At 60.7% G+C, this 18,745-nt stretch carries 12 protein-coding genes; 7 read left to right on the forward strand and 5 right to left on the reverse strand.

The annotated features are described in order from the left end of the window. Positions 1-15: 15 nt before the first annotated feature. The 6 genes from rluB (at position 16) to truB (ending at position 8,915) form a co-directional block, all read left to right on the forward strand. Positions 16-1,977 carry a 23S rRNA pseudouridine(2605) synthase RluB gene (gene rluB / locus BSU04_RS12740; protein WP_089160932.1) on the forward strand — a complete coding sequence of 654 codons (1,962 nt, stop codon included), beginning with the start codon at positions 16-18 and terminating at the stop codon, positions 1,975-1,977. Positions 1,978-2,404: 427 nt separating this feature from the next. Beyond that, complete coding sequence (rimP, locus tag BSU04_RS12745) at positions 2,405-2,866, forward strand: ribosome maturation factor RimP (protein ID WP_031358953.1); 462 nt, start codon at positions 2,405-2,407, stop codon at positions 2,864-2,866. Beyond that, entirely contained in the window at positions 2,863-4,338 is a 1,476-nt protein-coding gene (gene nusA / locus BSU04_RS12750; protein ID WP_089160933.1) for a transcription termination factor NusA, read from the forward strand. Before rimP ends, nusA begins: the two co-directional genes overlap by 4 nt. A gap of 93 nt (positions 4,339-4,431) precedes the next feature. Continuing rightward, positions 4,432-7,431, forward strand: coding sequence for a translation initiation factor IF-2 (gene infB, locus BSU04_RS12755; RefSeq protein WP_089160934.1), 3,000 nt, complete (start codon positions 4,432-4,434; stop codon positions 7,429-7,431). A gap of 125 nt (positions 7,432-7,556) precedes the next feature. Continuing rightward, positions 7,557-7,982, forward strand: coding sequence for a 30S ribosome-binding factor RbfA (rbfA, locus tag BSU04_RS12760; protein ID WP_089160935.1), 426 nt, complete (start codon positions 7,557-7,559; stop codon positions 7,980-7,982). A gap of 3 nt (positions 7,983-7,985) precedes the next feature. Further along, a complete protein-coding gene (gene truB / locus BSU04_RS12765; RefSeq protein WP_089160936.1) occupies positions 7,986-8,915 on the forward strand; it encodes a tRNA pseudouridine(55) synthase TruB in 930 nt (309 codons plus the stop codon). A gap of 71 nt (positions 8,916-8,986) precedes the next feature. Here the strand turns inward: truB and BSU04_RS12770 are convergent, their stop codons facing one another. From BSU04_RS12770 to BSU04_RS12785, 4 genes are all read right to left on the reverse strand, one after another. After that, positions 8,987-10,546 carry a DHA2 family efflux MFS transporter permease subunit gene (locus BSU04_RS12770; RefSeq protein ID WP_089160937.1) on the reverse strand — a complete coding sequence of 520 codons (1,560 nt, stop codon included), beginning with the start codon at positions 10,544-10,546 and terminating at the stop codon, positions 8,987-8,989. 31 nt (positions 10,547-10,577) lie between these two features. Further along, a complete protein-coding gene (locus tag BSU04_RS12775; RefSeq protein WP_089160938.1) occupies positions 10,578-11,834 on the reverse strand; it encodes an HlyD family secretion protein in 1,257 nt (418 codons plus the stop codon). 42 nt (positions 11,835-11,876) lie between these two features. Next, a complete protein-coding gene (locus tag BSU04_RS12780; protein ID WP_089160939.1) occupies positions 11,877-13,415 on the reverse strand; it encodes an efflux transporter outer membrane subunit in 1,539 nt (512 codons plus the stop codon). Positions 13,416-13,548: 133 nt separating this feature from the next. After that, positions 13,549-14,070, reverse strand: a complete 522-nt coding sequence (locus BSU04_RS12785; RefSeq protein WP_089160940.1) for a MarR family winged helix-turn-helix transcriptional regulator — start codon at positions 14,068-14,070, stop codon at positions 13,549-13,551. A gap of 425 nt (positions 14,071-14,495) precedes the next feature. Between BSU04_RS12785 and typA the strand changes: the two genes are divergently transcribed. Next, positions 14,496-16,322, forward strand: a complete 1,827-nt coding sequence (gene typA / locus BSU04_RS12790) for a translational GTPase TypA (protein WP_089160941.1) — start codon at positions 14,496-14,498, stop codon at positions 16,320-16,322. A gap of 350 nt (positions 16,323-16,672) precedes the next feature. Here the strand turns inward: typA and BSU04_RS12795 are convergent, their stop codons facing one another. Beyond that, entirely contained in the window at positions 16,673-18,646 is a 1,974-nt protein-coding gene (locus BSU04_RS12795) for a hypothetical protein (protein WP_089160942.1), read from the reverse strand. Positions 18,647-18,745 lie beyond the last annotated feature (99 nt).

The raw sequence follows: 18,745 nt of genomic DNA on the forward strand, positions 1-18,745 counted from the left end.
ACAATTGAGGTTGTTTTGACACATTCCCACGACAGCGATTCGCCCGAATCCGAGCGCCCCGTTCGTGCCGATGAAGCACATGGCCAGGCCGATGCAGGCGAACGCACACGCAACGACGAACCCGCCGAGGGCGAAGACCGTCCGCGTCGCGGCTTGCGGCGCGGGCCTCGCAGCCTGATCGCCCGCCGTCGCGCCGTCGCCAAGACGAAGGGCGCCGACGGTGCGGCGCCGGCTGGTGTAATCGCCGAGGCGCCCCCGGATGGCGTGGTCGCAGCGCAGGTGCGCATGCCGCGCAAGGATGCAGGCTCACGTGGGCCGCGCAACGGCGCGGGTAATGGAGACGGCGTACGGGCCGCAACGGGTGGCAAGCCCCGCGTTGCGCGTGAAGGGTCGGCTGACGGCGCTCGCGAAGGCCAGGCGCCGCGTGAAGGTGGCCGTCGCCCGGCGCGGCAGGCTCAACAACCCGGACAGGCTCAAAAGCGCGGTCGCCGCGATGATTCGGCCACACCAGCAATGCCGGCGCCGGCAACCGCCGCGGCAGGTACCGAGGACGACGTCTTCGCCTATGTGACATCGCCTGCATTTGACGCTGACAACACCTCGGGTAGCGTGAATGCTCCCATGTTGCGTCGTGGCCGTAGTAGCGCCCCACAAAAACGCGTGCTCGAAGCGGATGACGACACACCGAAGCTGCACAAGGTGCTGGCCGAAGCGGGCATGGGCTCGCGCCGCGACATGGAAGAGCTGATCGTGGCCGGGCGGGTATCGGTGAATGGTGAACCGGCGCACATCGGCCAGCGCATCATGCCGACCGATCAGGTCCGCATCAACGGCAAGCCGGTCAAGCGCAAGCTCGCGAGCAAACCGCCGCGCATCCTGCTGTATCACAAACCGACGGGCGAGATCGTCAGTCACGCAGATCCTGAAGGCCGTCCTTCGGTCTTCGACAACCTCCCGCCGATGAAAACGGCTAAATGGCTTGCGGTCGGACGGCTCGACTTCAACACCGAAGGGTTGTTGCTGCTGACCACATCGGGCGACCTGGCCAACCGGTTCATGCATCCGCGTTACAGCGTCGAGCGTGAATACGCGGTGCGGGTGGTGGGCGAATTGTCGGAAGGCATGCGTCAGAAGCTGCTGCACGGCGTGGAGCTGGAAGACGGTCCGGCGAATTTCCTTCGTATCCGCGATGGCGGCGGCGAAGGCACGAATCATTGGTATCACGTGGCTCTGGCTGAAGGCCGCAACCGCGAAGTGCGCCGCATGTTCGAAGCGGCCGGCCTCATGGTGAGCCGGCTGATTCGTACCCGGCACGGCCCGATCGCGTTGCCCAAGGGGCTTAAGCGTGGCCGTTGGGAAGAGCTCGAAGATAACGAAGTGCGTGGTCTCCTGGCATCGGTCGGACTGAAAGCGCCGGCCGAAGAGCGGGGCGCGCGCAGCGCTGCACCGCGCATTCAGCCAGATCCGCTGCAAACCTCGATGGGCATCATCACGCGTGAGCCCGTGCTCAGCTCGCATGGCCGATTCGCCCAGACGACGCCTACACGCGGCGGCCCGGGTGGTCCTGGCGGCCCGGGCGGACGGCGCGGCGCACCCGGCGGATTCGGTGGCGGTTCGGGTAGCGGTTATGCGGGCAATGGCGGCAGCGGCGGCGGTGGTTATGGCGCGCGTGGCAGCAATGGCGGCCGGGAAGCAAACGGCAATCGCGCGGGCGGCGAAGCGAATGGCAACCGTGCGATCCCGCGTCCGGGCGGCTCCGCTGGCGGCCCGCGCGGCAGTCGTCCGCCCGGTTCACCTGCCATGGGTAGCGGCAATGGCGCAGGCGGACGGTCGGCCAACGGCGGCGGCAAGCGCACCGGCCAAGGTGGCCGTCAAGGTCCGGCTGGCGCTGGTGCGCAAGGTAACGGCGGTAACGCAGGCGGCGCAGGCCGCGGCGGCGCTCGCCCGGCTCCGCGCAACCGGACGCGCGGACGGTAAGCTTGGATGCCGCGCCGACACGAACCTCAGAGGTTCCGACGGCGTGGCATGTAACAGGACGACCGAGCGGTCAATCTGATTGCCCGCTCGGTCGTCCATGAAATTCAGCACGATGACTTTAGCCTCGGGGAAAGTCCGACAAAAGCGTGATGAATGCCTTCGATTTGCCTTGTAAATGGCCGTCAAATGGCTATATACAGGGCGCATTGGTTGCGTTTATCCCGAAAAATGGCTAAAATCACGAAGTCGCTGGGCATGGTGTTTGTTTCGCCGCCCGGATGTGATCTCGGCACAGAAGGATGGGCGTTGCGCCCATTTTTTTTTGGCCGTTCGGTTCAGCATCTTGGGGCAACGAAAGTGCGCCAGCTCAAGGCGCGGTCCGCAGGTGTTCGGCGTGGAGCGCGCGAACATCTTGGAGTCTTTCACTGTGCAACTGACGGAAATCATCGAAACCACAGTCTCGGGCCTGGGCTACGAACTTGTCGATATCGAGCGCGCGGGAGGCGGTTTGCTGCGTATCTCCATCGACCAGCCCGCCGGCATCGCGATTGAAGACTGTGAGAAAGTCACACGTCAGCTTCAGTATCTGTTCGAAGTGGAGAATATCGATTACTCACGGCTCGAAGTCGGGTCGCCGGGTCTCGATCGTCCGCTCAAGAAAATGGCGGATTTCGAACGCTTCGCAGGCAGCGAAGTCACTATCACATTGAAGAAGCCGCTGGACGGGCGCAAGTCGTACCGTGGCATCCTGCATGCCCCGGACGGCGAGTCGATCGGTTTGGAATTCGAAGGGAAGGACGGCGGCGCTGCGATGCTCGATTTCACGCTCGCAGACCTCGATAAAGCACGTCTCGTCCCCAAAGTTGACTTTAGGAGCCGCAAACAATGAGTCGCGAAGTTTTGATGCTGGCGGATGCGCTGGCGCGCGAGAAGAACGTCAACAAGGACGTGGTGTACGCAGCGCTCGAAGCAGCGCTTGCTTCGGCAACGAAGAAGCTGTTCGAGGAAGACGTGGATATCCGCGTGGCAATCGATCGCGAGAGCGGCGAGCACGAAACCTTCCGTCGCTGGAAAGTGGTGCCGGACGAAGCCGGCCTGCAGGAACCCGACCAGGAAATCCTGCTGTTCGAAGCGAAGGAAGAGAAGCCCGACGCGCAAATCGATGAATACATCGAGCAACCCATTCCGTCCATCGAGTTCGGCCGGATTGGTGCGCAGGCCGCGAAGCAGGTGATTCTTCAGAAGGTTCGCGACGCTGAGCGCGAGCAGATCCTGAACGACTTCCTGGAACGCGGCGAAAAGATCATGACCGGCGCGGTGAAGCGTCTGGACAAGGGCAATTTCATCGTCGAATCGGGTCGTGTGGAAGCGCTGTTGCGCCGCGACCAGTTGATTCCGAAGGAAAACCTGCGGGTCGGCGACCGGGTTCGCGCCTACATTGCGAAGGTTGACCGTACAGCGCGTGGTCCGCAGATCGAACTCTCGCGCACGGCGCCCGAGTTCCTGATGAAGCTGTTTGAAATGGAAGTGCCGGAAATCGAGCAGGGTCTGCTCGAAATCAAGGCGGCCGCGCGCGATCCTGGCGTGCGTGCGAAAATCGGGGTGATTGCTTACGACAAGCGCATCGACCCTATTGGCACCTGCGTCGGGATTCGCGGTTCGCGGGTCCAGGCGGTGAGAAATGAGCTCGGTGGCGAGAACGTCGACATCGTGCTATGGTCAGAGGATCCCGCTCAGTTCGTGATCGGCGCGCTCGCGCCGGCTGCCGTACAGTCGATCGTCGTCGATGAAGAGAAACATTCGATGGACGTCGTCGTTGACGAGAACGAATTGGCGGTCGCCATTGGCCGCAGCGGCCAGAACGTGCGTCTTGCCAGCGAATTGACCGGCTGGCAAATCAATATCATGACGCCGGACGAGTCCGCGCTGAAGCAGAATGAAGAGCGTGGCACGTTGCGCAGCCTGTTCATGGCGCGACTCGACGTTGATGAAGAAGTGGCCGACATTCTCATCGACGAAGGCTTTACCAGCCTCGAAGAGATCGCGTATGTGCCGCTCAACGAAATGCTCGAAATCGAAGCCTTCGACGAAGATACCGTTCACGAATTGCGCAACCGCTCTCGTGATGCGCTTCTGACGTTGGCGATAGCGAATGAAGAGAAGGTCGAGGGTGTAGCGCTCGACCTGAAGAGCCTCGAAGGTATGACGGATGAGTTGTACGCGAAGCTCGAAGAACATCAAATCCGGACACGCGACGACCTCGCGGAGCTGGCTGTGGATGAACTGGTCGAGATGACCAGTATTGAAGAGGATGCCGCTAAGGCGTTGATCATGAAAGCACGTGAACACTGGTTCCAGTGAGAAATGACCATGGCGCACTGACATATCGCGGCCGTTAGGCCGCATGACCCCGATCAAACAGCAGGGAATTTGTCCTTGCATCAAGAGGAATGAATGGCGAGTAACAACGTAGCCCAATTTGCCGCGGAACTCAAAATGCCTGCGGGCGTCCTGCTCGAGCAATTGCAGGCGGCTGGCGTCACGAAAGCGAGCGAGGATGACGACTTGTCCGAGACGGACAAGTCGCGCCTGCTCGAACACTTGCGGAAGTCCCACGGTTCCGCCGATGCCGACAAACGCAAGATCACTTTGACCCGCCGGCATACGTCGGAAATCAAACAGTCCGACTCTACGGGTAAAGCTCGCACCATTCAGGTCGAGGTCCGCAAGAAGCGCGTGTTCGTGCAGCGCGATCAGAGCGGTGTTGAACAGGTCGTTGAAGGTGCGAACCACGTCGAAGAAGACGAAGTGGACGAAGCCGAATTGCAGCGTCGCGACGAAGAGGCGCGTCACGCCGCCGAATTGCTCGAGAAAGAAGCGCTGGAGTTGAAGGAGCGCCAGGAACGCTTCGAGCGCGAAGAGGCTGAGCGGGTCGCGCATGAAGCGGCTGCTGAAGCTGAGCGTCGCCGTGCCGAGGAAGAAGAGGCGAAGCGTGCTGCCGCTCAGGCGGAAGCCGCGGAAATCTCGCGTGCTGCGTCTACAGCGCGCAAGGACTCCCGCGCGGAGTCGAAGACGGAACACGTCGCTGACGAACCGGTGAAGGCAGAAGTTGCCGCGCCGCAGGTCGACGAGAAGGCCGCTGCCGAGCGCGCCGCTCAACGCGAGGCTGCGAAGAAGGCGGAAGACGCCGCGCGCGCCGCGACCGAAAAGGCACGTGCAGAGCATGACCAGATTGCGAAACGCCGCGCGGCGGCTGAAGCCGAAGCGCGTGCTATCCGCGAAATGATGAATACGCCGCGCAAGGCTCAACAGGCGAAACCGCCTGAGCCGTCGCCTGCCGCCGTGGCTGCTGCCGCTGCAGCGGTTGTCGCCGCCAAGGCGGCGGAAGGCGCGAAGGCTGCGGAAGCCAAGGGTACGCTGCACAAGCCGGCACGTCCGGAAGGTTCTGCGCCTGCCCGCCCGGCAGTGGCGAAGAAGCCGGCTGCAGGCGCACCGGCGGCGACCACGCCGTCATTGGGACCGGACAAGAAGAAGGCCGGTGGCAAGAGCAGCTGGCAGGACGATGCAGCCAAGCGTCGCGGTATCAAGACGCGTGGCGACACCAGCGGCGGTGTAGACCGCGGCTGGCGCGGCGGCCCGAAGGGTCGTGGCAAGCATCAGGATCAGACGAACTTCCAGGCACCGACGGAACCGGTGGTGCGGGAAGTGCACGTGCCGGAAACCGTGTCGGTGGCGGATCTGGCGCACAAGATGTCGGTGAAGGCTTCGGAAGTCATCAAGGTGATGATGAAGCTGGGCCAGATGGTCACGATCAACCAGGTGCTGGACCAGGAAACGGCGATGATTGTCGTCGAAGAACTGGGTCACAGCGCGGTTGCGGCCAAGCTGGACGATCCGGAAGCGCTGCTGTCCGAAGGCGAAACGCAGGAAGAAGTGGGCGAACGCCTGCCGCGTCCTCCGGTGGTCACGGTCATGGGTCACGTCGACCACGGCAAGACCTCGCTGCTCGATTACATTCGCCGCGCGAAGGTAGCCTCCGGCGAAGCGGGCGGGATTACGCAGCACATTGGCGCTTATCACGTGGAAACGCCTCGCGGCGTAATTACGTTCCTGGACACGCCGGGTCACGAGGCCTTTACGGCCATGCGTGCTCGCGGTGCAAAGGCAACGGACATCGTGATTCTGGTGGTCGCAGCCGATGACGGCGTGATGCCGCAAACGAAGGAAGCCATCGCTCACGCGAAGGCGGGTGGCGTGCCTATCGTCGTGGCGATCAACAAGATCGACAAGCCGGGTGCGGCTCCTGAGCGCGTGAAGCAGGAACTGGTGGCCGAAGGCGTCGTGCCGGAAGAATACGGTGGTGATTCGCCGTTCATCGAAGTGTCTGCGAAGACGGGTGTCGGCATCGAAAGCTTGCTGGAAAACCTTTTGCTGCAAGCTGAAGTGATGGAGCTGAAGGCGCCTGTCGATGCACCTGCCAAGGGTCTCGTGATCGAAGCGAAGCTCGACAAGGGCAAGGGTCCGGTCGCGACCATCCTGGTGACGTCGGGCACATTGAATCGCGGCGACATCGTGCTGGCAGGTTCGGCCTTCGGTCGCGTGCGGGCCATGCTCGATGAAACCGGCAAGCCGATCAAGTCGGCGGGTCCGTCGATTCCGGTCGAGATTCAGGGTTTGTCGGAAGTGCCGGGCGCTGGTGAAGAAGTCATGGTCCTGCCGGACGAACGCAAGGCGCGCGAAATCGCTTTGTTCCGTCAAGGCAAGTTCCGCGACGTCAAGCTGGCAAAGCAGCAGGCAGCGAAGCTCGAAAACATGCTCGAGTCCATGACGGAAGGCAACGTGCAGAACCTGCCGTTGATCGTCAAGGCCGACGTGCAAGGTTCGCAGGAAGCGCTGGTGCAGTCGCTGGTCAAGCTGTCGACCAACGAAGTGCGCGTGCAGATCGTGCACAGCGCGGTCGGCGCGATCAGCGAGTCGGACGTCAACCTGGCAACGGCGTCGAAGGCGGTCATCATCGGCTTCAATACGCGGGCCGACGCTCAGGCACGCAAGGTGGCGGAGTCGAACGGTATCGACATTCGTTACTACAACATCATCTATGACGCTGTAGATGAAGTTAAGGCGGCCATGTCCGGCATGCTGGCGCCGGAGAAGCGCGAAGTGATCACGGGTATGGTGGAAGTGCGCCAGATCATCCGTGTGCCGAAGATTGGCGCGATCGCGGGTTGTATGGTCACCGAAGGCTTCGTCAAGCGGAACTCGATGGTGCGCGTGCTGCGCAACAACGTGGTCGTTCACACGGGCGAAATCGATTCGCTCAAGCGCTTCAAGGATGACGCGAAGGAAGTGCGTCAGGGCTTCGAGTGCGGTATGTCGCTGAAGAATTACAACGACATGGTGGAAGGCGATCAGTTCGAGATCTTCGAAGTGACCGAAGTCGCGCGTACGCTATAAAAGATTCACCGCTGGACTCGAGGGCGGAGGGGGCTTCACGCCCGCTCCGCCCTTTTTATTTGCCTGGATGGACGCCCCTGAGCGCTCACCACTGAGTCCGGCGCATACAAATTTACGGAAACATCATGGCCAAGAAACGTACTTCACCCAACCGCAATGTTCAGATCGCGGATCAGATCCAGCGCGATCTCTCCGAACTGGTGCGCGATGTCAAAGATCCGCGCATTGGTATGGTGACGTTTCAGAGCGTCGAACTGACGCCTGATTACGCGCACGCTAAGGTGTATTTCACGACGCTGACCGGCGACCCGAAGGAAACGGAAGCCGGGTTGAACCATGCGGCGGGGCATTTGCACAATCTGCTGTTCAAGCGCCTGCATATCCATACCGTGCCGACGCTGCATTTCCACTACGACCAGACGGTGGTGCGGGCGGTGGAAATGTCGAAGCTGATCGACGAAGCAAATTCCACGCGCGCGAAGGACGACGAAGAAGAAAACAAAGCCGACGACGTGGAAGAAAACAAACTCGACGACGAGAAGGGCGCCTGATCGATGAACGGTTCTACCCGCCCGAAGATCCCGCGTCGTTTGCTGGATGGCGTGTTGCTGCTCGACAAGCCGCTCGGACTGTCGAGCAACGACGCGCTGATTCGTGCCAAGAAAATCTATCTTGCGAAGAAGGCCGGGCATACCGGTACGCTTGATCCGCTCGCGACAGGTCTGCTGCCGCTGTGTTTTGGCGAAGCGACCAAGTTTTCGCAGGATCTGCTCGAAGCCGATAAAACCTACGAAGCGACCATGCGTCTCGGCGTGCGCACAACCACAGGCGATGCTGAGGGCGAAGCGCTGCAAACACGCGATGTGACCTGCGACGAAGCCGCTATTCATGCTGCCATGGCTCACTTCCGTGGCGAGATCGCGCAAGTTCCGCCGATGTATTCCGCACTCAAGCGCGACGGTAAGCCGTTGTACGAGTACGCGCGTGCCGGGCAGACGGTCGAGCGTGAAGCGCGCAATGTGACCATTCACGCGCTCGATTTGATCGCGTGCGCGTTGCCGGATGTGACGTTTCGCGTGACGTGCAGCAAAGGCACTTATGTGCGGACGCTGGCCGAGGATATGGGCGAGAGGCTGGGATGTGGCGCGCATCTGGTTGCGCTGAGGCGCACAGGTGTGGGCGCGTTGACGCTCGAGCATGCGGTTACGCTCGACACCCTTGCAGAAGCGGCGCCAGCCGAGCGCGATAGCTGGCTGCAACCGGTGGATGCGTTGTTGTCGACGTTCCCGGCCGTTCATCTCGACGCCGACGCCACGCGTCGTTTCTGCCAAGGGCAGCGGCTGAAGCTATCGGATATTCTTGATGCGCCGGCGACGGCGGACCGCGTGCGTGTCTATTCCCGCGATGACCGGCGTTTGCTCGGTGTCGCGCGAGCGGATGAAGGTGTGTTGGCGCCGGAGCGGCTGGTGGTGTCGGCGGCTTGAAGATCGGCCAATGCAATGCAAAAAGACGCCACGAAATTTCGTGGCGTCTTTCTTTGCAGATCAAACAAACTTCAATGCGCCGCCGAAGCCGCGGCCGCTGAATCCCCGCCGCCGGATTTCTCCGGCTTGGTGATCCAGATCAACGCAATCAACGCAACGAAAATTGCCGCCGATATATAGAACAAATCGTTCACGCCCAACTGTGCGGCCTGCTGCGTCGCCATGCTGTTGAACAGCCCGTACCCCTGAGACGGGCTGTAGCCCGCTGCGCCGAACTGCTGCATGGAAGCGGTAAAGTTCGGGTTATATAAATTGGCTTGCTCCACAAGCTGCGCGTGATGAACATTCGACCGATGGTCCCAGGCCGTCGAAAATATCGATGTCCCGATGCCACCGCACATGATCCGCACGAAGTTCGACAACCCCGATGCCGCTGGAATCCGGCTTCCCGGCAACCCGGACAGCGTGATGGACACGAGTGGGATGAAAAATCCAGCCATGCCGATACCCTGGATCAAGGTCGGCAACATCAACGAGAACGTATCGACGCCCGTGGTATAGCGTGAGCGCATCCAGAAGACGAGTGCGAACACGAGGAACGCGACGGTCGCGATCTTGCGCGGGTCAATGCGCGGCAGGAACTTGCCGACCACCGGCGAGAGCAGGACCGCGAACAGGCCGACCGGCGCAAGGACGAGCCCCGCATCGGTGGCGGTGTAGCCAATGTCGGTCTGCAACCACAGAGGAAGCAGCACGAGATTGCCGAAGTAAAGTCCATATCCGATCGCAAGCGCGACTGTTCCGCCCGTGAAATTACGCAGCTTGAAGAGCGAGAGGTCGACGACCGGATGTTCTTCCGTCAGCTCCCACACAATGAAGAATGCCAGCGCGATCACCGCGATCAGCGTCAACACCACAATGGTGGTGGAATTGAACCAGTCGAGATCCTTGCCCTTGTCGAGCATGATCTGCAGCGAGGCGACCCAGATCACGAGGAGCCCGAGACCCACCGTATCAATAGGCGCCTTGCGGATCACGGAATCACGCTCGCGGAAGATCATGAACGTAGCGACGGCCGCGACAATGCCCACAGGAATGTTGACGTAGAAAATCCACGGCCAGGAGATATTGTCCGAGATCCAGCCGCCGAGAATCGGCCCGGCGACCGGTGCGATCAGCGTGGTCATCGACCACATGGAAAGCGCCATCGGCGCCTTGGCCCTGGGATAACTCGCGAGTAGCAAGGTCTGCGAAAGCGGAATCATTGGACCGGCGACCGCACCCTGCAACACGCGCGCGGCGAGCAAAAAGGGCAGGGTGGGCGCAAGTCCGCACAACCACGAAGCGATCACGAACAGCACGATCGACGTCATGAACAAACGCACCTGACCAAACCGCTGGGTGAGCCAGCCGGTCAGCGGCACTGAGATTGCATTGGCGACTGCGAACGACGTGATCACCCACGTGCCCTGATCCGCCGCTACCCCGAGGTCACCGGAGATCGACGGAATGGACACGTTGGCAATCGACGTATCGAGCACGTTCATGAACACCGCGAGCGACACCGCGATCGTACCGATCACGAGTTTCGCGCCCTCTAGCGGCGGATGAACGGCGTTTGGTTGAGACATAGAACGGTTCCGGGAAAACGTGTGCGAGCGCTTACATCAGCTTGGCGAGGTCTTGCTTTGACGCGGGCTGAACATTTTCCTTCGACGACTTCTGCGCGCCGCCCGTACCCGTACCCGAACTGCCTTCGTTCGCTTCGATAATGCGGGCGATCTCGGCGTCGGCCTGATCACCGTACTTGGCGAACACGTCGGTCTGGTACACGGTGTTCGGTGCGGTGCCGAGCTGGCCGCCGTTTTCGTCCTTGATCGTCACGTCCACGTTCATCGACAAACCGATGCGCAGCGGATGTTTCTCAAGTTCCTGCGGGTCAAGTCCGATCCGCACCGGCAGACGCTGCACGACCTTGATCCAGTTGCCGGTTGCGTTTTGCGCCGGCAGCAGCGAGAACGCCGAGCCCGTGCCTGCCGAGAAGCCGATCACCTTGCCGTGGAACACGACGCCGGAGCCATACACGTCGGCGGTGAGTTCAACCGGCTGGCCAATGCGCATGTGCGTGAGCTGCACTTCCTTGAAGTTGGCATCGACCCATACGCCGTTCAGCGGCACGATTGCCATCAGCGGATTACCCGGCGAGACGCGCTGGCCGACCTGCACGGAACGCTTCGCGACGTAACCCGTCACGGGCGCCGGCATGGTGTTGCGTGCGTAGTTGATGTACGAATCGCGGACCTTCGCGGCAGCGGCGAGCACATTCGGATGGCTGGCGATGGTCGTGTTCGATGTCAGCGAACGGTTCGACTGCAATTCCTGTTGCGCCGCGTTGAGCGATGCCTGCGCACCGCGCACAGCGTCCTTGGCGTGCGAGATTTCTTCGCCCGAGACTGCGCCCGTCTGGGCAATCGTCATGCGGCGGCGCAAGTCGTCCTGTGCACGCGAGAGATCCGACTGACGCAGCGCGACTTGCGCGGCGTACTGGTTGTCGTTGACGAACAACGTGCGCACCTGGCGCACCGTCTGCGCGAGATTCGCTTCGGCCTGATCGAGCGCGACCTTGGAGTCGGCGGGGTCGAGTACGACGAGGGGATCGCCCATCTTCACTGTTTGCGTGTCGTCGGCGTTCACCGAGATCACCGTGCCGACCACTTGCGGCGTGATCTGCACGATATTGCCGTTCACGTAAGCGTCATCCGTGCTTTGGTGGAAACGCGCGATCAGGAAGTAGTACAGCCCGTAAGCGATAGCCGCGATGATCACGACCAGCACGATCAGGCTCATCAGCACCCGGCGCTTGGTGTTGTTGGTTTTTGGCGCCGGCGCTGCCGCGGCGTTTTGTTGAGGGTCGCTCATGAATGGCTCCGTATTCTCTGTCTTGGGTTGCTGCTAGTCGATTCAGTTAGCTGTCTTGGACGCAGTCGACGCGGTCTGCGACGGTGCGATTTTCGACGTTTGCCCGTCGATGGCCAGGTTCGTGTCCGCGGCGTCGAAACCTCCGCCTAGCGCCTTGATGAGACCCAGTTGCAGGTCACGGCGCTTCATGCGCAGATTCGTCACGGTCTGCTCGTTCGCCAACCGGTTCTGATCGGCGGTGAGCACTTGCAGTTGCTGCGATAAACCCGCTTTGTAGCGAATCACGGCAAGCTGATATGCATGCGTCGAGGCATCGAGGGCGCGCGCGGCATCGTTGGTTTGCTGATCCACCGAGCGGATCGATGCGATCTGCGTGGCGACGTCGTTGAGCGCGTTAATCAAGGTCTGGTTGTAATTGGCTACGTCCAGGTCAAAGTCCGCGTAGCGGCCCTTCAACTGCGAGCGCAATTCGCCAGCGTCGAAGATCGGCAAGTGTATGGCTGGCCCCGCGTTGAACTGACGGCTGCCAAAGTTGAGAAAACGGCTCCACCCGAACGCATCGAAACCTGCTGCCGCCGACAAATTGATGTCTGGGAAGAACTCGGCCTTCGCTTCCTTGACATTCGATGTCGCCGCTTCGACTTGCCAGCGGGCCGCGACAATATCCGGACGGCGCGAAATCAGATCCGCGGGCACGTTGTCAGGCAGCGTTACCTCGATCTTCGTATTGAGCACCGGCGTGGCGATCTTCAACCCACGGTCCGGACCCTGGCCGAGCAATGCGCCCAACTGAAAACGCGTGGTCGTGATCTGGCCGTCGAGTTCGGACAGGTTCGTCTGGCTCGTCGCAATATTGCCTTCGGCAGTGCGGCTTTCCACGTTTGTGTCGAGGCCCGCCAGCACGCGGCCGTTCGTAATGCGCCCGATGTCCGACCGGTTCGCGATCTCGCGCTGGGCAACCTCGCGCAGCGCGTAGAGCAGGGCGAGCTGGTTATAGGTCTGCGCGACGGAGGCGGCCAGCGTCACGCGCGCCTGCTGCATATCGGCTTCGGCGGCCTTCTCCTGCGAGACCGCCTGATCGAGCCGTGCGCGATTCTTGCCCCACAGGTCAAGATCCCAGGACGCGCTCACGAGCGCATTGTTTTCGCTGTACCACGAGCCGCCGTATGGAGGCGGGTAGAGCGCGTTGCCGGAGTACAGTTCGCGCGACCACGAATACGAGCCGTTCACCTTCGGATAAAGGCTGGAGCGCGACGACTCAATATAGGACGACGCCTTCGCAATGCGCGCTTGTGCCTGTGCAATCGTCGGATTGCCTGCCAGCGCTTCATCGATCAATTGCGGCAACTGCGGATCGCCGAACTGTTTCGCCCAGTCGAGCGACGGCCACTGGCCGCCTTGCGACGGCAGGCTTTGCGCGGCTTGCAGCGCATCGCTTTGCGGCTGGGCGATTTGCTTGTCGCTTTTGATGCCGGCGTAGTTCGCACAACCCGCAAGGGCGAACGCTGCCACGGCGGCAGCCAGTGCGCCGCGCACAGCGACGGGTGCGGACGCGGGCGCGGACGAATAAAAGAGTTTCATCGCTCGGCTCTTTGATAGGAAGTGTAAAGATGGACGTTGCAACTAATTTCTTTCATTTTTATTACGATGCCGATCAGGCAACGGGAAAGTGACGTCATTGCCCGGACATCAATTAGCGGCGTGGGACGCGACATCAATAGGAGGATTTGCCAGCGGATTTTTCCTGCATGCCAAGCAGCGCCGCCGACATGGGCTCGCCCGAATTCAACAGGATTCGACGCAGCATGCTTTTGAGGAAGCCTACTTCCTCTGGCGTAAATCCGCTTAGCAGCCGGTCGAGCACCTTCGTAAAAATGGCTGGGATCTGTCCGGCAAGCGCACGGCCCTCCTCGGTCAGCGCCAGTCGGACGACCCGCCGGTCTTCCTCGCTGCGCAAGCGCGTAATGAGCCCGCGCTTTTCCAGGCGGTCGATCAGGCGGGTCACGGCGCTCGCGTCGATCCCGTATTCGCGCGCCAGATCGGCGGCGGCGAGGCTCCGGCCGCTTGCCAGCATGAACATGATGCTGGCTTGCGTGCTGGTGATGCCGAGATCGGCCATGGTGAGTTGCGTGACGTTGTTCCACAACGTCGAACGGACGCGGCTAAGCAGATAACCAACGCTTTCACTGAGTTCGTAGTTCGCAATTTCGGGAACCGGCTGGGGGGCGTCGCTCATGGATTCTCGTGCGCTTGCAATAATTGACTGTGCAAGATTATAGGATCAGATAGTTGACTCGACAAGTACCTGGGCCGGCGTGTTAAGAGTCTTCTTAATTCGATGTTGCTGGCGATTCGGTGGTCACGGTGTTGTTATTTTGAGATTCGCACGAGGCCCGCTGGGGCGTGACGGCAGGTGTTGACGCCGGTTTTCTGCCGTCTTGAAATAGGAAAACGCTTCCGGGTTATGTCCTATTGCACGTCAGGGAGGAAGAGGACACGCCGGCGTGTTACACTCTCGGGTTCCCATCGCGCCGAGTGCGGGGGGCGTGGAGGTTTCTTTCTGAGTTGACTTAATAAGTTGACTTTTAGGGTTGACCCCGCGGCCTGCTGCTTGCACCCACCCACGGCGCTCAACTGTATGTACAAGCTCCTCAGCCTCCTATGACTCGCGCCCTCCGCAATATCGCCATCATCGCCCACGTCGACCACGGCAAGACTACGCTCGTCGACCAATTGCTCCGCCAGACGGCCACGTTCCGAGAGAACCAGGCTGTAGTCGAGCGCGTGATGGACTCGAACGACATCGAAAAGGAACGCGGCATTACGATCCTTTCGAAGAACTGCGCGGTCGAGTATGAAGGCACGCACATCAACATCGTCGACACCCCCGGACACGCCGACTTCGGCGGCGAAGTGGAGCGCGTGCTGTCGATGGTTGACTCCGTGCTGCTGCTGGTGGACGCCGTTGAAGGCCCGATGCCGCAAACGCGCTTCGTGACGAAGAAGGCGCTGGCGCTCGGGCTCAAGCCTATTGTGGTGATCAACAAGGTCGACCGGCCGGGCGCGCGGATCGACTGGGTGATCAACCAGACGTTCGACCTGTTCGACAAGCTGGGCGCCACGGAAGAACAACTTGATTTCCCGATCGTCTATGCATCGGGCCTGAACGGTTATGCCGGACTGAACCCGGACGTGCGCGAAGGCGACATGCGTCCGCTGTTCGACGCCGTGCTGGAACACGTTCCGGTTCGTCCGGCTGATCCGGAAGCGCCGTTGCAGCTCCAGATCACGTCGCTCGACTTTTCGTCGTATGTCGGCCGTATCGGCATTGGCCGGATTACGCGCGGGCGCATCAAACCGGGCATGGCTGTCGCCGTGCGTACGGGTCCTGACGGCGCGATCCTGAACCGCAAGATCAATCAGGTTCTGTCGTTCAAGGGCCTGGAGCGCGTGCAGGTCGAAGAGGCCGAAGCCGGCGACATCGTGCTGATCAACGGTATTGAAGAAATTGGCATTGGCGTGACCATTTGCGCGGTTGACACCCCGGAAGCGCTGCCCATGATCACCGTGGACGAACCCACGCTGACCATGAACTTCCTGGTGAACTCGTCGCCGCTGGCTGGCCGTGAAGGCAAGTTCGTCACGAGCCGTCAGATCCGCGACCGCCTGTTCAAGGAACTGAATCACAACGTGGCGTTGCGCGTGAATGAAACCGGCGACGAAACCACGTTCGAAGTGATGGGCCGGGGCGAACTGCACCTGACCATTCTTGTAGAAAACATGCGTCGTGAAGGTTACGAACTCGCCGTGTCGCGTCCGCGCGTGGTGATGACGGAAGTCGACGGCGTGAAGCACGAGCCGTACGAAAACCTGACTGTCGACATGGAAGATGCAAACCAGGGCGGCGTGATGGAAGAGTTGGGCCGCCGCAAGGGAGAAATGCTCGACATGGCGTCGGATGGCCGTGGCCGTACGCGTCTCGAGTATCGTATTTCGGCACGCGGACTGATCGGCTTCCAGTCGGAATTCCTGACGCTCACACGCGGCACGGGCTTGATGAGCCACACGTTTGATTCGTATCAGCCCGTGAAGGAAGGCGGTGTTGGCGAGCGTCGCAACGGCGTGCTGATTTCGCAGGACGACGGCGCGGCTGTCGCGTATGCATTGTGGAAGCTGCAGGATCGCGGCCGCATGTTCGTGTCGCCGGGTGACGCATTGTACGAAGGCATGATCATCGGCATTCATAGCCGCGACAACGACCTGGTCGTGAACCCGATCAAGGGCAAGCAGTTGACCAACGTGCGTTCATCTGGAACGGACGAAGCGGTGCGCCTAGTGCCGCCGATCCAGATGTCGCTGGAATACGCGGTTGAATTTATCGACGACGACGAACTGGTCGAAGTCACGCCGCAATCCATCCGTCTGCGTAAGCGTTACCTGAAGGAACACGAACGTCGCAGCGCCAGCCGTAAGGGCGCCGTGGACTGAGGTATTGTCGGGAAGATTGTTCCTGACACCAATACTGCGTGCATGAGAAAAGCCGTTCCGGGCATGGCCAGGAACGGCTTTTTTATGTGCGCGCACCTTAGGCGCAATCTTGTTGGGGCAACATCTCTTTGATTTGTTGACGGCAACGGGCGAGGCGTAGTCTGTGTGAGGTGAGCGTCGGGAGAAAGTGAGCGAACGGTCGCCAGTTGGTGACGCGGCGCAGACCTGTTCACCAGGGTGCTGACGATCGTCGACTTCGCCCGTCTTGCTGTTCACGGACTTTCGGAACCACGGCCTCCCGCGTCGCCCGGTGCGAACTCGCATGCCCATCAACCTGATACCGAAAATTGTCACGGAGTTGCGCCTTGAATTGGAGGGGGCGGGCTTCGTTTTTTCATCTCATCATGAGGATAAGGCGCGGGCTGCAAGAATCCCGGGGGCTCGGGCATGTCAACGGCCGGAGGGACCATGGCTGGAGCGAGCTGCCGATGCCTACCGTCCCAAACGGGCGGATTATAGAAAATGGCACGCTCTGGCGTAGCGAGGGACCCATTTGCTGAATATGCCGTATGCATATAATTTCGCAATGCGGTGTTCATAAGGCTTGCCGTATCGTATTGGAACGCACCATTGTTCGGGTCGAAGATCATGTAACGATGCGGGGGCGCAGTTCCGTCGGGAGCCGGCACGTCGGGATTCCTCTGGATCAAAAGCGCATGACCGCCATCCCTCGGGCTCCCCGCACCGCCGCTTTGAATGCCGATGCCCACGAATACCATCCCTCCCGGAGGCATCGCGTTCAGGTTATCCGTGAGCCTGCGCAGGCTATCCTCTCGCGATAATCTATCCAAAGGCATATCTATGGACTGAACGTAGCTCCGTAGTGCGAGCGCCATGTCCTTATTTTGAAATCCCGCGATATAGTCGAAAACCCCAGACTCTCTCGCTGCGTCGCGCGTGCTCATATCGGTGATCATGCTGAGGACTGCCGATGAAACCGTTTCTCTGGGGCTGTTGCTGTAATTTCGGTCGATGCGACGTATTGCTTCGCGAACGATACCGTCGCACGTTCCTCTTCCATTCTTACCCCTGGTTTCTCTGCGCGTGGCTTGATCGAATGACATAAATGCCGACGAACCGTCTTTGAGGGCCTCGCCGCCCCGGCATTCTCGAAATTCCGATGTCACACACGAGCCCAGCACGCCGCCGCGCTTTTCCCGGTCAGCGTTGGGGTCCTGGTTGCCGGTCTTAGCCTGGGAGCGGTCAGGTCCGCCATACCGGTGATTCTTCAATTCCGGAGGCTCGAGAGTATTGGTGTCGACACGGCCAGGCACGCTTGTTGTTTGGGGCAGTGACGCCCAAGCCCGTGAACTGGGTGGCGTAAAGAACTGGATCGTGTGCGGCGTCGCAATGTCTCCGTCCTCTGTATAGGCGGACTTCATGTAGTCGCGCAAGGAGCTTTGCATCTTTTCCAGGCTGTTATAGGTGAACGCACCATTATTCGGGTCGAAGATCGTGTACCGATCCCGCGAGCCGGCCCTTCCATCCGCCGGAAGATGCTGTAGCAGCAGCGCGTGGCCGCTAGTCGCTGGACCGGTTACATCACGGTGTCGAATGCCTATGTCAATGTACGCGAGGCCGCCCCTGGACATAAAGGACAGGCTGTCCATCAGGCCGTCTGTGGCCTCCGCGTGCGACGTTCTGCCGTACGGATTCAGATCCGCGTCCGAGGACTCGCGGTAGTTCCTCAGTGCCAGGGAGCCCGGATTGCTCTGGAATCCCTGGATTCGGCCGTAAATGTTGGTCTGGTCTGAGCGGCCGCTGCTCATCTCGCTCCTCATGCTGGTGGCAACCGATCGCAAATTTGATGCTTTGCGTCCGTAATTGCGGTCAACGCGACGCAGTGCTTCGCGGACAATGCCTTCGCAAGTTCCACGTCCGTCATTGCCTGCTGTCTCTTTGTGGTCGAATTGATCGAATCGCACGTACGAGGACGCGTTCGCTTCGAGCGCTTCGCCGCCGCGACATTCACGAAAAGCCGACTTCTCGCATGCGCCCGGCGCGACGCCGGGCTCTTCCCTAGGGAGGGTGTCGTTGGGGTGTGACAAGTTTGCCCGAACATAAGACGAGGTGCGACCGATCGGGTCGAGATCCCGTTTAGACAACCCGTCATTCAGCTCCGGCGCGAATTGGGCAGAGGTACGGGCCTCCGGAAAAATCTTTGGCTGAGCGGGCGGAGGGTTCACGGCCGGCGCTTGGTCGGCAAGCGTGTCTGGCGCTATGGTCCGCGCGGATGCACTCGAGTATTGGGTCGTGACTTCCATTTTCTGCTCCATTGTGGGCGTTTTAAAAGGCGTGAGATCGGACAAGCGCGCCAATACACAGCGGCATTGGCAATCTGCGCCGCTGGGCGCCAACGCCGG

Origin of the sequence: Caballeronia sordidicola (genome assembly GCF_002220365.1) — a bacterium.
GTDB lineage: Bacteria > Pseudomonadota > Gammaproteobacteria > Burkholderiales > Burkholderiaceae > Caballeronia > Caballeronia sordidicola_C.

What these genes read in the sequence shown, in the direction of transcription:
- nusA (WP_089160933.1), top strand. Translation starts at nt 2,863, where the DNA reads ATGAGTCGCGAAGTTTTGATGCTGGCGGATGCGCTGGCGCGCGAGAAG.
- infB (WP_089160934.1), top strand. Translation starts at nt 4,432, where the DNA reads ATGGCGAGTAACAACGTAGCCCAATTTGCCGCGGAACTCAAAATGCCT.
- rbfA (WP_089160935.1), top strand. Translation starts at nt 7,557, where the DNA reads ATGGCCAAGAAACGTACTTCACCCAACCGCAATGTTCAGATCGCGGAT.
- truB (WP_089160936.1), top strand. Translation starts at nt 7,986, where the DNA reads ATGAACGGTTCTACCCGCCCGAAGATCCCGCGTCGTTTGCTGGATGGC.
- BSU04_RS12770 (WP_089160937.1), bottom strand. Translation starts at nt 10,546, where the DNA reads ATGTCTCAACCAAACGCCGTTCATCCGCCGCTAGAGGGCGCGAAACTC.
- BSU04_RS12775 (WP_089160938.1), bottom strand. Translation starts at nt 11,834, where the DNA reads ATGAGCGACCCTCAACAAAACGCCGCGGCAGCGCCGGCGCCAAAAACC.
- BSU04_RS12780 (WP_089160939.1), bottom strand. Translation starts at nt 13,415, where the DNA reads ATGAAACTCTTTTATTCGTCCGCGCCCGCGTCCGCACCCGTCGCTGTG.
- BSU04_RS12785 (WP_089160940.1), bottom strand. Translation starts at nt 14,070, where the DNA reads ATGAGCGACGCCCCCCAGCCGGTTCCCGAAATTGCGAACTACGAACTC.
- typA (WP_089160941.1), top strand. Translation starts at nt 14,496, where the DNA reads ATGACTCGCGCCCTCCGCAATATCGCCATCATCGCCCACGTCGACCAC.
- BSU04_RS12795 (WP_089160942.1), bottom strand. Translation starts at nt 18,646, where the DNA reads ATGGAAGTCACGACCCAATACTCGAGTGCATCCGCGCGGACCATAGCG.